13 protein-coding genes are annotated in these 13,482 nt (G+C 73.5%); 8 read left to right on the top strand and 5 right to left on the bottom strand.

The features are described 5' to 3' along the window. Nucleotides 1-21: 21 nt before the first annotated feature. The 6 genes from ACFWWQ_RS04735 to ACFWWQ_RS04710 all read left to right on the top strand — a co-directional run bounded on the left by ACFWWQ_RS04735 (nucleotide 22) and on the right by ACFWWQ_RS04710 (nucleotide 5,935). Nucleotides 22-699 carry a heme oxygenase (biliverdin-producing) gene (locus tag ACFWWQ_RS04735; RefSeq protein ID WP_384590060.1) on the top strand — a complete coding sequence of 226 codons (678 nt, stop codon included), beginning with the start codon at nucleotides 22-24 and terminating at the stop codon, nucleotides 697-699. Between the two features lie 149 nt (nucleotides 700-848). Continuing rightward, a complete protein-coding gene (locus ACFWWQ_RS04730; protein WP_384590058.1) occupies nucleotides 849-1,163 on the top strand; it encodes a hypothetical protein in 315 nt (104 codons plus the stop codon). 389 nt (nucleotides 1,164-1,552) lie between these two features. Beyond that, nucleotides 1,553-2,701: an iron uptake system protein EfeO gene (gene efeO, locus ACFWWQ_RS04725; RefSeq protein WP_384590055.1), complete on the top strand. Its 1,149-nt coding sequence runs from the start codon at nucleotides 1,553-1,555 to the stop codon at nucleotides 2,699-2,701. Beyond that, complete coding sequence (efeB, locus tag ACFWWQ_RS04720) at nucleotides 2,698-4,011, top strand: iron uptake transporter deferrochelatase/peroxidase subunit (protein WP_384590052.1); 1,314 nt, start codon at nucleotides 2,698-2,700, stop codon at nucleotides 4,009-4,011. Before efeO ends, efeB begins: the two co-directional genes overlap by 4 nt. Before the next feature lie 69 nt (nucleotides 4,012-4,080). Continuing rightward, a complete protein-coding gene (gene efeU, locus ACFWWQ_RS04715; protein ID WP_384590049.1) occupies nucleotides 4,081-5,073 on the top strand; it encodes an iron uptake transporter permease EfeU in 993 nt (330 codons plus the stop codon). Further along, nucleotides 5,060-5,935, top strand: a complete 876-nt coding sequence (locus tag ACFWWQ_RS04710) for a hypothetical protein (protein WP_384590046.1) — start codon at nucleotides 5,060-5,062, stop codon at nucleotides 5,933-5,935. The genes efeU and ACFWWQ_RS04710 overlap by 14 nt, the downstream gene beginning before the upstream one ends. 94 nt (nucleotides 5,936-6,029) lie before the next feature. Here ACFWWQ_RS04710 and ACFWWQ_RS04705 read toward each other — a convergent pair whose 3' ends face one another. The 5 genes from ACFWWQ_RS04705 to ACFWWQ_RS04685 form a co-directional block, all read right to left on the bottom strand. Beyond that, nucleotides 6,030-6,773 carry a bifunctional DNA primase/polymerase gene (locus tag ACFWWQ_RS04705; RefSeq protein ID WP_384590043.1) on the bottom strand — a complete coding sequence of 248 codons (744 nt, stop codon included), beginning with the start codon at nucleotides 6,771-6,773 and terminating at the stop codon, nucleotides 6,030-6,032. A 149-nt stretch (nucleotides 6,774-6,922) separates the two neighbouring features. Then, nucleotides 6,923-7,519, bottom strand: a complete 597-nt coding sequence (locus ACFWWQ_RS04700; protein ID WP_384590040.1) for a TetR/AcrR family transcriptional regulator — start codon at nucleotides 7,517-7,519, stop codon at nucleotides 6,923-6,925. 67 nt (nucleotides 7,520-7,586) lie between these two features. After that, on the bottom strand, nucleotides 7,587-8,546 hold the full coding sequence (locus ACFWWQ_RS04695) for a small ribosomal subunit Rsm22 family protein (RefSeq protein WP_384590037.1): 960 nt from the start codon (nucleotides 8,544-8,546) through the stop codon (nucleotides 7,587-7,589). 53 nt (nucleotides 8,547-8,599) lie between these two features. After that, entirely contained in the window at nucleotides 8,600-9,733 is a 1,134-nt protein-coding gene (locus ACFWWQ_RS04690) for a serine hydrolase domain-containing protein (RefSeq protein WP_384590034.1), read from the bottom strand. A 53-nt stretch (nucleotides 9,734-9,786) separates the two neighbouring features. Next, nucleotides 9,787-11,109, bottom strand: a complete 1,323-nt coding sequence (locus ACFWWQ_RS04685) for a multidrug effflux MFS transporter (protein WP_384590032.1) — start codon at nucleotides 11,107-11,109, stop codon at nucleotides 9,787-9,789. A gap of 289 nt (nucleotides 11,110-11,398) precedes the next feature. On the opposite strand from ACFWWQ_RS04685, the gene ACFWWQ_RS04680 reads away from it, so the two are divergent. Together ACFWWQ_RS04680 and ACFWWQ_RS04675 are read left to right on the top strand one after the other, a co-directional pair. Continuing rightward, nucleotides 11,399-12,295, top strand: coding sequence for a DUF4429 domain-containing protein (locus tag ACFWWQ_RS04680; protein WP_384590029.1), 897 nt, complete (start codon nucleotides 11,399-11,401; stop codon nucleotides 12,293-12,295). A gap of 214 nt (nucleotides 12,296-12,509) precedes the next feature. After that, the gene (locus ACFWWQ_RS04675; protein WP_384590301.1) at nucleotides 12,510-13,400 is read left to right on the top strand and encodes a PhzF family phenazine biosynthesis protein; all 891 of its coding nucleotides are present in this window, start codon (nucleotides 12,510-12,512) and stop codon (nucleotides 13,398-13,400) included. Nucleotides 13,401-13,482: the final 82 nt, after the last annotated feature.

Genomic DNA, 13,482 nt, shown 5'->3' with positions numbered 1-13,482 from the left:
ACCCGTTCCCGGAGGTCAGCCTTGGACACCACCAGCACGGCCTCGTCCGCGCCCGCCCCCTTCTCGACGCTGCTGCGCACCGCCTCGCGCCCGCAGCACGACGCCACCTCGGGCGATTCGTTCCTCGCCGACCTGATCGACGCCCGGCACGGCGTGACCGCCTACCGCTGCTACACAGAGCAGCTGTGGTTCGTCTACGGCGCCCTGGAGGAGGAGGCGGAGCGGCTGGCCGGGGACCCGGTCGCCGGTCCGTTCGTCCGCCCCGAGCTGACCCGCACGCCGGAGCTGGCGCGCGATCTGGCCCATTTCCACGGCCCGTCCTGGCGCGCCCGGGTGGCGCCGCTGCCGGAGACGGTGGCGTACACCGACCGCATCCGGCACTGCGCGCGCCGCTGGCCCGGCGGTTTCGTCGCGCACCACTACACCCGCTACCTCGGCGACCTCTCGGGCGGGCAGGTGCTGCGCGCCACCGCCGAGAAGGAGTGGGGCTTCGCCCCCAAGGGCGACGGGGTGCGCTTCTACGTCTTCGAGCGGATCGCCCACCCCGCCGCCTTCAAGCGGGAGTACCGCGCGCTGCTGGACGCGGTCCCGGCGGACGATCTGGAGAAGCAGCGGATCATCGACGAGTGCAAGCGGGCCTTCGCGCTGAACGATGCGGTGTTCCATGCGCTGAGCGAGCGGTTTCCGCTGAGCGCGTAGGGGCGGGCCCGTGCGGGACCCGGGTGAACCTGCAACGGCAGTGTGATGCAGGTCACATGAAGAGGTGTCATACGGGGCGGCACCCGGATTCGTGTGCAGGGGGACGGGGCCGCAACGGGGCCCCGCACCACGGGGAAAGGATGCACACCATGCGTAACAGGCGAATCCTCGGCGGCGCGTTCGCGAGCGTCGCGCTGGCGGTGGCCGCTCTCGGAGCGACCCAGACCGGCGCCAGCGCCGCACCCGTCACCGAGACGGCCACCACCGTCGCCCCCGCCGCCCACGCCGTCCCGCAGCACAAGCCGATGGACGGCCCGCCCGGAACCGTCTGGACGGGCAAGAAGTTCTGGACCCTCAGCGGCTGCCAGGAGGCCGGTACGGACCTGGTGTCCAGCGGCAAGTGGGCGGACCCGTTCTGCGACGGCGGCGGCCTCCAGTACGACCTGTGGGCGCGTCCGCTGTAACGGACACCGGGGTCCGACAGCGGTCCGGCCCCCTCAGCACCGCCCCGTCCCGCGCGGATCCGCGGCCGGGCAGGACGGGTGGTGCGCCTCGACGGAACGGTGGAGCCGGGTGAGCGTCCCTATGGGCGGGCACCCGGCTCCGTCGCGTTCGGGCGGCTGGGGAAAGGATCAAGCCAGTGCCGCCACCCGTCACACCCATTCGACCGCGACACTCCTTACTTGACGATTTAATGACTTTCCCGTGACGCAAATCCGACCATTCCGTCATCGCACCGTGTCCCGTGAGAGCCGGATCACGGGCGTACGAGGGCATTTTTCAGGTAAGCCTCAGATAACTTAGGGCTGCCTTAGCAACCCCGTACCGTCCCTCGCCTCCACTGGAGCCCCGCATGCGAGCCCTCCGTTCACCCGTCGTCGCCGCCATCGCCGTGGCCGCGGCCCTGACCGTCGTCTCCGGCTGTGCGGCCAAGAGTGACGGCAAGGGCGGCAAGGGGGTGATCGAGGTGGCGGCGAGCGACAGCGCCTGTGAACTGTCTGCCGACACGTTCCCCGCTGGGCACGTCCGCTTCGCCGTGCAGAACAAGGGCTCCAAGACCACCGAGGTCTACGTCTACGCGCCCGGCGACCGCATCGTCGCCGAGCGGGAGAACATCGGCCCCGGCACCAGCGCGGAGATCACCGCCGAGATCAAGCCAGGCCACTACGAGGTCGCCTGCAAGCCCGGGATGAAGGGCGACGGCATCCGCCAGAAGGTGACGGCCGACGGCAAGGGCGCCGACGGCAAGCGCGACCCCCGCCTCGACGCCGCCGTCGCCGCGTACCGCACCTACGTCCAGCAGGAGGCCGACCGGACGCTGCCCGTCGCGCAGAAGTTCGCCGACGCCGTGCGCGCCGGGGACGTGGCGGAGGCGAAGAAGATGTACGCCCTCTCCCGCGTCGGCTGGGAGCGCACCGAGCCCGTCGCCGAGTCGTTCGGGGACATCGACCCGAAGGTCGATGTGCGCGCCGACGGCCTGGAGGACGGCCAGAAGTGGACCGGCTGGCACCGGCTGGAGAAGTCGCTCTGGCAGGAGAAGAAGATCTCCGCGGACGACAAGAAGCTGGCCGCGCAGCTGATCGACGACCTCAAGGACTGGCAGAAGCGCGTCGGCACCGCCGACATCACCCCGACCAGCATGGCCAACGGCGCCAAGGAACTCCTCGACGAGGTCGCCACCGGCAAGGTCACCGGTGAGGAGGAGCGCTACAGCCACACCGACCTGGTCGACTTCCAGGGCAACGTCGAGGGCGCCCAGAAGGCGTACGACCTGCTGAAGCCGGTGGTGTCGAAGAACGACCCGGAGCTGATGAAGGAGCTCGACCGGCAGTTCAAGGAGATCCGCGCCCGGCTCGACGACCACCGCGACAAGGGCTCCGCCGACGGTTTCGTCTCGTACGACACGGTCGGCAAGGAGGCCCGTAAGAAGCTGTCGGACAGCGTGAACGCGCTGGCCGAGCCGCTGTCGAAGCTGGCCTCGGCCGTGGCGGTGACCAAATGACCGAGCCGGTGGACGAGACGCCCGCGGACGAGACGCCCGCGGAGGAGAGCGCCGCGCCCTCGCGGCGGAAGCTGCTGGGCTGGGGCGGTGCGGGGCTGGCGCTCGGCGCCGTCGCGGCGGGCGGCACCGCCACCGCGCTGCGCTCCGGCAACGCCGCCCCGGCGGACGCGGACGCCGCCGCCGGAGCGGCCGTGCCGTTCCACGGCGCGCACCAGGCGGGCATCGCCACCGCCGTCCAGGACCGACTGCACTTCGCGGCGTTCGATGTCACCACCGACGACCGCGAGGCGCTGATCTCGCTGCTCAAGGAGTGGACGAAGGCGGCGGCCGCGATGACGGCGGGCGACGCGGTCGGCGACGGCGCGGTCGGCGGGCTCGCCGAGGCGCCGCCGGACGACACCGGCGAGGCACTCGGGCTGCCGCCGTCCCGGCTGACGCTGACGTTCGGCGTCGGCCCGACGCTCTTCGGCAAGGACGGCAAGGACCGCTTCGGGATCAAGGACCGGCGGCCGGACGCGCTGATCGATCTGCCGCAGTTCCCCGGCGACAACCTCGACAAGGCGCGCAGCGGCGGCGACCTGTGCGTCCAGGCGTGCGCGGACGATCCGCAGGTCGCGGTGCACGCCATCCGCAACCTCGCCCGGATCGGCTTCGGCAAGGTCGCCATCCGCTGGTCGCAGCTGGGCTTCGGCAAGACGTCGTCGACGACGCCGGGCGCGCAGACCCCGCGGAACATGTTCGGCTTCAAGGACGGCACCGAGAACGTCGCGGGCGACGACCCGAAGTCGCTGGACACGCACGTCTGGGTGCCCGCCGCGGAGGCGAAGGGCGACGCGGCGTGGATGGCCGGCGGTTCGTACCTCGTCGCGCGGCGCATCCGGATGCACATCGAGACCTGGGACCGCACCTCCCTCAAGGAGCAGGAGGACGTCTTCGGCCGGGACAAGGCCGAGGGCGCCCCGGCGGGCCGTACGCACGAGCGGGACGCGGCGCATCTGCCGTCGATGCTGCCGACCGCGCATGTCCGCCTCGCGCACCCCGACAGCAACGGCGGCATCCGCATCCTGCGCCGCGGCTACTCCTTCACCGACGGCACCGACGGGCTGGGGCGGCTGGACGCGGGGCTGTTCTTCCTCGCCTACCAGCGCGACGTCCGGCACGGGTTCGTGCCGTTGCAGCGGAAGCTGGCGCGGCACGACGCGCTCAACGAGTACATCCAGCATGTCGGTTCCGCGGTGTTCGCGGTGCCGCCGGGCGTCCGGGACGCCGCCGACTGGTGGGGCCGGGCGCTGTTCACGCCGTCCGCCTGAACCGCCCGCACCACCACCGCCGTACGCCACGTACGCCACGAACGCTATGAAGGAAGAGAAGGGACCGACGTGTTCGGCAACTATCTGATCGGTCTGCGCGAGGGTCTTGAGGCCAGCCTCGTCGTCTGCATCCTCATCGCCTATCTGGTCAAGACGGGGCGGCGGGAGGCGCTGCGTCCGGTATGGGCGGGGATCGCGCTCGCCGTGGTGCTGTCGTTCGCGTTCGGCGCGGCGCTGCAGTTCGGTTCGCAGACGCTGACGTTCCAGGCGCAGGAGGCGCTGGGCGGCTCGCTGTCGATCGCCGCGGTGTGCCTGGTGACGTGGATGGTGTTCTGGATGCGGCGCACCGCGCGGCATCTGAAGAAGGAGCTGCACGGCAAGCTGGATGCCGCGCTGGCGATGGGCACCACGGCGCTGGTGGTCACCGCGTTCCTGTCGGTGGGGCGCGAGGGCCTGGAGACCGCGCTGTTCATCTGGACGGCGGCGCAGTCGGCGCAGGACGGCGTCCGGCCGCTGGTCGGCGCGCTGTTGGGCCTGGCCACGTCGGTGGTGCTGGGCTGGCTGTTCTACCGGGGCGCGGTCCGTATCAACCTCGCGAAGTTCTTCACCTGGACCGGCGGGATGCTGGTGATCGTCGCGGCGGGCGTCCTCGCGTACGGCGTCCACGACCTTCAGGAGGCGGGGATCGTGCCGGGGCTGTCGACCCTGGCGTTCGACGTCAGCGACCAGATCCCGGCGGACAGTTGGTACGGCACGCTGCTGAAGGGCATCTTCAACTTCCAGCCGAATCCGACGGTGCTGCAGGTCGTGGTGTGGGCGGCGTATCTGCTCCCCACGCTCGCGGTGTTCCTCTCCCCCGGTAGGGTGGCGCCGAATCCTGCCACCCCGGCGGCGCCCGCGCCCGCCCCGGTCGCCCCGAAGGAGCCCGAGTCCCATGACACGCAGGTCGCCGTTCCGGGTGGCGCTCACACTGACGTCGGCAGCGGCGGCACTGGCGCTGCTGACCGGGTGCGTGACGGTGCACGGCGAGCGGGAGATCGTCCCGGCGGTGACGAAGGCTGACGCCGCCAAGGCGCTGAAGCACTTCATTGACGGCTTCAACAAGGCGAACCGCACGCTGGATCCGGCCGTCAACGCCTCGTACGAGTCGGACGCGCTGCTCATGATCGACCGGGCGGGCATCAAGGCCGCCCACGCCGCGCATCCGCAGGGCAACCCCAACGCCAGCCCGCTGACCTTCCGCGACCCGCATTTCACGGTCCCGAAGCAGGCGGGCTGGCCGCGTTTCTTCCTGGCCGACGCGGTCAGCAACCGCCGGGACCGCAGCGGGCAACCCTCCCGCTGGTTCCTGGTGTTCAGCCGCACCGCCGCCGACGCCCCGTGGCGGGCGGCGTATCTGGCGACGCTCTCCGGCGACCAGGTACCGCAGTTCAGGACGGACGCGGACGGGTTCGCCGAGCCGGTGCCCGCGGACGGCGGGAACGGCCTGGTGGTGGACCCGGCGCGGCTGAGCACGGCGTACACGGACTATCTGCGGACCGGCAAGGGCGATCTGTTCGCGCCGGGCTTCCGCACCGATGCCTGGCGCCGGGACCGCGAGGCGAAGTCCCGCACGCCGGGGTCGCAGATCCAGTACCTGGACCAGCCGGCGCGGTTCGCGCCGGTGGCGCTGCGGACGGCGGACGGCGGGGCGCTGGTGTTCTTCGCGAGCTACTACCACCAGCAGAAGACGGTGTCCGAGGGCTCGACGATGCAGGTGTCCCCGCAGGTGCAGGGCGTCATGGACAAGCCGGTGAAACAGGCCACGAAGATCACGCTGACGAATCTGACGGCACAGGTCGTGAAGGTCCCGGCGAAAAGCGCGGGTGGCAAGGTCGCGGTGCTGAACCACGTCGAGGCGCGGACGTCGGCGAAGGTGCCGTAGCGGCGCCGAAGGGCGCGGGCCGGGAGAGGCAGGCGCGCGGCGTCCGGGAGGTGCGCCGTGGCGGTGGCCCGCCGGGCGTCCCGGCGGGCCCGGGTCAGCGGCCGATGGGCCAGGCGGCCGTCTCGTGGTCGGGGGTGCGGCCGATGAACTCGGCGCAGGCGTCGGTGAGGGTTTCCAGCAGCGTCAGCGGGTCGGGCAGCGGGCGCTCGGGGCCACGCAGCCAGGACACGGCGGGCCGGTCACCGGGGAGGCGGGACGGCGGCAGCAGGACGTAGCTGCCGCGGCAGTGCCAGCGCAGGCCCGGATGCTCGTCCATCGTCTCGGGGTGGCAGTCCAGCTCGCACGGCCACCATTCGTCCTCGTCGTCCGGGGTGCCGCGGGTGGCGGTGTAGAAGAGCATCCGGCCGTCGCCGATACCGGCGCCGCTCAGCGAGACCGGGCCCAGCTCGACGGAGGCGGCCTCCAGGCGCTCCAGGGCGGTGCGTCCGGCCTCGGCGGGGACGTCGAGGACGTCGTGGGCGATGCCGGTGGCGGTGATGAAGTTGGCCTGCGGGAGGGTGCGGACCCAGGCGGCGACCTTGTCGCGGTCGGTGGTGGCGACGGTCTGCCAGCCGAAGGAGACGGGGTGGCGGCCGGGGGTGGGACAGCCGATGCGTGCGCAGGAGCAACCGTAGCCGGACGGGTGTGCGGCGGGGGCGATGGGGAAGCCCGCGTCGGCCGCGGCCAGCAGCAGGTCCTCGCGGCCGCGCGCGGCCGCCGATCCCGTGTCCGTCTCATCGCCGTCCGATCCGCTCTTCGGCCGACGCAGCCACTGGGAGAACCTGCTTTTGCGTTCCATCTATCCCCTCAATTCGAGCGGTGGTCTGGGAACAATGCTGCCACCATCCTGCGCTCCGGGTGACCCGTGTCAGGATCTGGGGCCCGTACGGGACGGACGAAGCGGGCATTTGCCATCCCGTACGAGGGAGCGCACGCCGGGCGCGCGGCTCAGTCGTGGGGGCGCACCGCGCGGAGTACCAGGTCGACGAGGGTGTCGGTGTAGGCGTGGGTCAGTTCGCCGGTGCGCATCAGCCAGCGCTGTGAGAAGGGACTCAGCAGCATCTCGGTGACGATGCGGGGGTCGGCGTCCGGGTCGATCTCCCCGGCATCCCGGGCGGCGCGCAGCCGGGCCTCGTAGACGGCGAAGCCGGGCTCCAGCAGGCGGGCGACGAAGGCGCGGGACAGCTCCTCGTCGGCGGCGCCCGCGGCGGCGAGCGCGCGGTAGGGCGCCTGGAAGGCCGGGTCGTTGAACTCGTCGCAGGTGGCCCGCAGGACGTACTTCAGGTCGGCGGCCAGGTCGCCGGTGTCGGGCAGTCCCTCGCCGTAGCTCTCGACGCCCTCGGTGAACGCGTCGAGCAGCACCGCCGCCTTGGAGGGCCACCAGCGGTAGATCGTCTGCTTGCCGACCCCGGCGCGGGAGGCGATGCCCTCGATGGTCAGGCGCGGGTAGCCGACCTCGCCGACCAGGGCGAGGGCGGCGTCGAAGATCGCGCGGCGGGAGCGCTCGCTGCGGCGCGCGGCGTTGGGCGAGGGGGTGGTGGGCATGGCGCGATCGTACCGAGCGGGCCCCCTGGACGAGACGGGTCGTCTCGCTGGAACCGGGGCGCGGCGGTCACTCCCAGGCGTCGCCCCAGGCCGCGTCCCGGGCCGCGCGGTACCGCTCGCCGTGGCGTTTGGTCACCGTCGCACGGCGCAGCCCCTCCTCGGCGGTGCACAGGTCCAGCAGCACCTGGCCCTTGCGGAGCTGCGGTTTGCGGACGATGCGATCCACCGCAGGCACAGCGGGGTCCGCGGGCAGCCGGACCGCCGCGACGTAGGAGAACTTCTCGTCCTCGTACGCCAGCGAGCCGCCCTTGACCTGGCGGTGCAGGGAGGAGCGGCTGACCCGGGCGGCGAAGTGACACCAGTCCTCGCCGGGCACGATCGGGCAGGCGGCGCCGTGCGGGCAGGGGGCGACGATCCGCAGCCCGGCGGCGGTCAGTTGCTCGCGGGCCTCGCGGATGCGGAGGTAGCCGTCGGGGGTGCCCGGTTCGATCAGTACGACGGCGGTGGCGGCGGCCGCGGCGTCCACCACGGCACGGCGGGCCTCGGGCCGCAGCTCGCCCAGGACGTACGAGACGGTCACCAGGTCGGTGCCCTCCGGGACGGAGAGGCCGTCGCCGATGACGCCGCGCCGCCACTCGGTGCCGGAGAGCGTGCCGTCGGCCAGCTCCCGGCCCAGGTCCAGGGCGGGCTGCGCCCAGTCCACGACGGTGCTGCGGTGCCCGTCCCAGGTCGCGGCGGCGGCCCAGGTGGCGGCGCCGGTGCCGCCACCGATGTCGAGATGGGTGCGCGGCGCGAACTCCGGCACCCGGGCGGCGAACGCGGTCAGCGCGGACCGTACGGCCTCGAAGGTGGCGGGCATGCGGTACGCGGCGTAGGCGGCGACGTCGGCGCGGTCGCGGAGCACCGGGGCGTCGGTGGGCGTGGTGCCGCGGTAGTGGAAGATCAGCCGGTCGACGGCCCGCGTGGCCTGCGTGGGCGGCAGGCCGTCGAGCAGGCCGGCCAGGGCTGCGCGCAGTTCGTCGTGCATGCGGCCAAGTTTACGGGGCGGAACGGGGACGCCCGGCCCCGTCCCGCCCCGCGTCAGCCCGCCCCGTCCCACGCCGCCACCGCGCGCGCCAGGCAGGTGGCGGCCGCGGCGCGGGGTGCGCTGCCCGCGGTGCGGCGGCGGGGGTGGACGGTGGTGGCCAGCAGGACGAGGAAGGTGTCGGTGGCGCGGTCCAGGACGAGGCTGGTGCCGGTGAAGCCGGTGTGTCCGGCGGCACCGCGGCCCGCCAGCTCGCCCATGAAGTACGGCTGGTCGACGGCGAAGCCGAGGCCCGGCGGGTCGAGGAGGGCGGCGACGGTCTCCGGCCGCAGCACCCGCACCGCGCCGTACGCCCCGCCGTTGAGCAGCGTCCGGCAGAGGACCGCGAGATCCTGCGCGGTGGAGAAGAGACCCGCGTGCCCGGCGACGCCGCCCAGCGCCCAGGCGTTCTCGTCGTGCACCTCGCCGCGCACCATGCCGCGGTCGGCCTTCGCCCACGGCCGCTGCTGGTCCTCCGTCGCCGCCACGCCCTGCGGCGCCAGCGGCCCGTACGCCGTGGAGTGCAGGCCCAGCGGGGCCGTGACGCCGTCGCGGACCAGGGCGGCCAAACCCCGGCCGGTGCGGCGCTCCAGCAGCAGGTGCAGGGCGAGGAGGTTCAGGTCGGAGTAGCGGGGGCCGCTGCCGGGGCGGTTGTCGGGCGCGGCGGCCTGCGCCCAGAGCATCGCCATCTGCTCGGCCCGGTTCCTCCCTTCGTACAGCGGCAGTTCGGGGCGGAGGCCGGACGTGTGCGTGAGGAGGTGGCGGACGGTGATGCCCGGGGCGAAGGCGGGGAGGGTGGCGCGGACCTCCTCGTCGAGGGTGAGGGCGCCGCGTTCGACGTGCTGGAGGGCGACGAGCGCGGTGAAGAGTTTGCTGACCGACGCCAGGTCGAAGACGGTCGTGGGGCGCATCGGCTCCCAGGCGTCGCGGGGCAGCGGGACGCCGCGGCCGGCCGCCGGGTCGTGGGCGTGGTAGCGGACCGCCCACCCGGCGGCTTCCTCGACGGCGACGACCGGGCCGCGTCCGGCGAGGACGACGGCGCCCGCACACCACGGGTCCCGGCCGTGCGGCAGCGCCCGGACGCCGTCGGTCAGCCGCCCGGTCCAGCCGGGGTCGAGCCCGGCGTCGGCCGGGGTGCCGGGCCGGAGCACCGGTGCGTACGGGACGGGTGAGGCGCCCGGGGTGTGCGGCGGCTTCGGTGTGTTCAGAGCGTGACCCTCCCGTCGGCGGTGCCCCCGTGCGTGCCCTCCCCACGCTGCCACGGGCGGCACAGGCCGAGGAAGCACGCCAGCGCCAGAACGGCGCATCCGAGCTGTACCACGGCCATCGGGACGGCGGTGTGCTCGCCCGCGATGCCGACCAGCGGGGAGGCGACGGAGCCGAGCAGGAACGTCGAGGTGCCCAGCAGCGCGGAGGCGGAACCGGCGGCGTGCGGGGTGCGCAGCAGCGCCAGGGTGTTGGTGCTGGGCATGACCAGACCCATCGACGCCATCAGGACGAAGAGTCCGGCCGCGATCGGCCACAGCCCGACCGGGCCGAAGACACCGGAGGACATCAGCAGCAGCGCCGTACCGGCCAGCGCGATCAGCGTGAGGCCGGTGCCCAGCACCTTGTTCAGCGGCACCCGGCCGACCAGCACCTTGCCGTTGATCTGGCCGACCGTCACCAGCCCCACGGAGTTGACGCCGAACAGCAGGCTGAAGGTCTGCGGGGAGGCGCCGTAGATCTCCTGGACGACGAACGGCGAGGCGGAGATGTACGCGAAGAGGGCGGCGAAGCCGAAGGCGCCGACGAGGAGGTAGCCGGAGAACACCCGGTCGGCGAGGAGGTCGCGCATGGTGCGCAGGGTCTCCCCCAGGCCGCCCGCGTGGCGCCGCTCGGGCGGCAGCGTCTCGTGCAGGGTGCGCCACACGACGGTGGTCAGCAGCAGGCCGACGACGGTGAGCACCACGAACACGCCGCGCCAGTCGGTGATCCGCAGGATCTGCCCGCCGATCAGCGGTGCGACGACCGGGGCGACGCCGGAGATCAGCATCAGGGTGGAGAAGAACCGGGCCATCGCGACGCCGTCGTAGAGGTCGCGGACGACCGCCCGCGCGATGACGATCCCGGCGGCGCCGGCCAGGCCCTGGAGCAGCCGGAAGGCGATGAGGATCTCGGCGTTGGGGGCGAAGGCGCAGAGCGCGGTGGCGAGGACGTAGATGACCATGCCGGTGAGCAGCGGGCGGCGGCGCCCCCATTTGTCGCTCATCGGGCCGACGATCAGCTGCCCCAGCGCCATCCCGGCGAGGCAGGTGGTCAGGGTCAGCTGGACGGTGGCGGCGGGGCTGTGCAGCGCCTGGGTGACCTCCGGGAGGGCCGGGAGGTACATGTCCATGGAGAGCGGCGGGACGGCGGTGAGGCCGCCGAGGACGAGAGTGAGGAGCAGTCCGGTGCGGCGGGACGCGGACGGCGGTGCTGCCGCGCCCCGCCCGGATATGGGGGGAAGATCCTTGTTCTCTGCCGTGCCGGGCGCGGCGTCCGTCATGAGCGTCTCCAGTTTTTGTTGATGGCCGCGGACCATCGTGTCATGCAGCGGCCCCTTTCCGGCCGCTTCGCCCGGGGCGGCCGGACGGCCTCCGAGGGGTGGACGGGCCCGGCGCCCGCCCGCCCCCGGAGGCCGTTTCAGGCGGGCCGCAGCCCGGGGTCGCCCGCCTCGGAGACGAAAGAGGCGGCGGTGTGCACCGGGGCGTCCGGGGTGGTGACGGCGGGCGATTCCGGGACCGTACGCGTCGGCTCGGGGGCGGCCGGAGCAGCGGCTCATTAGGGTCCTGGGCATGGCAGAACTGATGACGCGGGACGGCAGCTGGGCCTTCGACGGCGAGGCCGTACGCATCGTGCCGGGCAGCGAGCGCGGGGTGCACCGGCTGCGGCAGGAGCTGGGCGAGCACACCGTCCCGCTGGAGGCGGTCGCGGGCATCTTCTACGAACCGGCGCGTAAGGGCGGCCGGTTGCGGCTGCGGCTGCGGGACGGCGCCGATCCGCTGCTCCAGGCCACCGGCGGGCGGCTGCCGGACGACGCGAGCCCGTATCACCTGGCGGTCGAGGCGGACCGCGCCGGTGTCGCCGAGTACCTCGTCGGCGAGGTCCGGCGGGCGCTGACGCTGGAGGAGATCCCGGAGGAACCCTGCGACCGCTATCTGTTGCCCGGTCCGGCGGTGCCGCTGTCGGCGGCGGGCGTCGACGGCACCGCGACGTTCGACGGCGAGCGGGTGGAGATCGCCTGGCGCTGGAACACCAACGAGCACAAGAAGCACGCCGGTCCCCAGGAGTTCGCCATCGGCGATCTGGAGGCGGTGGAGTGGCGGCCGCCGGTCGGCCTGGACTCGGGCTTTCTGCGCTTCCGCCCGCACGGCGTGAAGCCGCACGGCAAGCCGGAGCACGACCCGCACGCCATCGAACTGTGGGGCTTCAAGAAGGAGAGCGGCCGCACCGCCCTGCTGGCGTCGGCGGTCACCGCCCGCCTCCCGCACCCCAAGGCACCCGCCCGACGCCTCGAGGCCGCGCCGTCCGGACCGGCCGCCGAGCCGCGCGCGGCCGCCCCCGCCGAGGACCACGACACGCTCCTGCGGCGCCTGCGTGAACTGGGGGAGCTGCGGCGCGACGGCGTCCTGACGGAGGGGGAGTTCGCCGCGGCCAAGGCGTCGGTGCTGGAACGGTTCCACGGGGCGTGAGGCGGGGCCCGGCCCGGTGAGCCGGGGGTGAGCCCGGCCCGGGGAGGCATGTTCCTCTGCGCCCGCCCGGGAGACGTCGGCGCACACCGGGCCGTACGAGGCGGCCCACCCCGGGCGGGCACCCCCCGGGAATAGCTCGCCGCACGAGCAGGTTCTCGCCGCCATGACACGCGACGACAGCTCCACGGCCGGTACCGGAACCACGGGCGTCACGATGGCGGCGCGCTCGGCCCCCTCCCTCAACTCCCCCGAAATCCTGCGCTACACCGCCTTCTCCGACGATCCCGCGGGCGGCAACCCTGCCGGTGTCGTCCTGGACGCGACGGGGCTCGACGACAAGGCCCGGCTCGCCATCGCCGCACGGCTCGGCTACTCCGAGACGGCGTTCCTCACCGCCCCGCCCGAGGGCCTGGGCGTCCCCGGACGCGCGTTCACGATCCGGTACTTCAGCCCGCTCGCCGAGGTGCCGTTCTGCGGCCACGCCACGGTCGCCACCGCCGTCGCCCTCGCCGAGCGCCACGGCCCCGGCGAGCTGGTCTTCGCCACCCGCTCCGGCACCGTCCCGGTCACCGTCCGCGAGGAGGGCGGCCGCCTCGTCGCCACCCTCAGCAGCGTCGAGCCGTACGTCACGGACGTCGCCCCGGACGCTCTCACCGAGGCGCTGGCCGCGCTGGACTGGCCCGCCGCCGACCTCGACCCGGCACTGCCGCCCCGTATCGCCTACGCCGGGGCCCGCCATCTGGTGCTGGGTGCCGCGACCCGCGCCCGCCTCGCCGACCTCGACTACGACTTCCCGCGCCTGGCCGCCCTGATGCGGCGCCTGGACCTCACGACGCTCCAACTGGTCTGGCGGGAGAGCGAGTCCGTCTTCCACGTCCGCGACCCGTTCCCGGTCGGCGGCGTCGTCGAGGACCCGGCCACCGGCGCCGCGGCGGCGGCCCTCGGCGCCTACGCCCGCACCCTCGGCCTCGTCACGGCCCCCACCACCCTCACCCTCCACCAGGGCCACGACCTGGGCCGCCCTGGTCTACTCACCGTCGCACTGCGCGACGGCGACCCCCGCGCCCACGTCGGCGGCACGGCCACCGTCCTCCCGGGGAGATGAACAGCCCTTCCCCGCCCCGGAGTTCGGCCCGGATCGGGGAATCGGGGCCGGGCGCCGCTCCCGGTGGACGGCGCCCGGCCCG

The organism is Streptomyces sp. NPDC059080 (assembly GCF_042739975.1).
Lineage (GTDB): Bacteria > Actinomycetota > Actinomycetes > Streptomycetales > Streptomycetaceae > Streptomyces > Streptomyces benahoarensis.
The sequence above is the reverse complement of the archived record's forward strand: the minus strand, read 5'-3'. Positions and strand labels throughout refer to the sequence as shown.

Coding starts and splice junctions, on each gene's coding strand:
- ACFWWQ_RS04730 (WP_384590058.1), top strand. CDS start 849: ATGCGTAACAGGCGAATCCTCGGCGGCGCGTTCGCGAGCGTCGCGCTG.
- efeO (WP_384590055.1), top strand. CDS start 1,553: ATGCGAGCCCTCCGTTCACCCGTCGTCGCCGCCATCGCCGTGGCCGCG.
- efeB (WP_384590052.1), top strand. CDS start 2,698: ATGACCGAGCCGGTGGACGAGACGCCCGCGGACGAGACGCCCGCGGAG.
- ACFWWQ_RS04705 (WP_384590043.1), bottom strand. CDS start 6,773: ATGGAACGCAAAAGCAGGTTCTCCCAGTGGCTGCGTCGGCCGAAGAGC.
- ACFWWQ_RS04700 (WP_384590040.1), bottom strand. CDS start 7,519: ATGCCCACCACCCCCTCGCCCAACGCCGCGCGCCGCAGCGAGCGCTCC.
- ACFWWQ_RS04695 (WP_384590037.1), bottom strand. CDS start 8,546: ATGCACGACGAACTGCGCGCAGCCCTGGCCGGCCTGCTCGACGGCCTG.
- ACFWWQ_RS04685 (WP_384590032.1), bottom strand. CDS start 11,109: ATGACGGACGCCGCGCCCGGCACGGCAGAGAACAAGGATCTTCCCCCC.
- ACFWWQ_RS04680 (WP_384590029.1), top strand. CDS start 11,399: ATGGCAGAACTGATGACGCGGGACGGCAGCTGGGCCTTCGACGGCGAG.
- ACFWWQ_RS04675 (WP_384590301.1), top strand. CDS start 12,510: ATGGCGGCGCGCTCGGCCCCCTCCCTCAACTCCCCCGAAATCCTGCGC.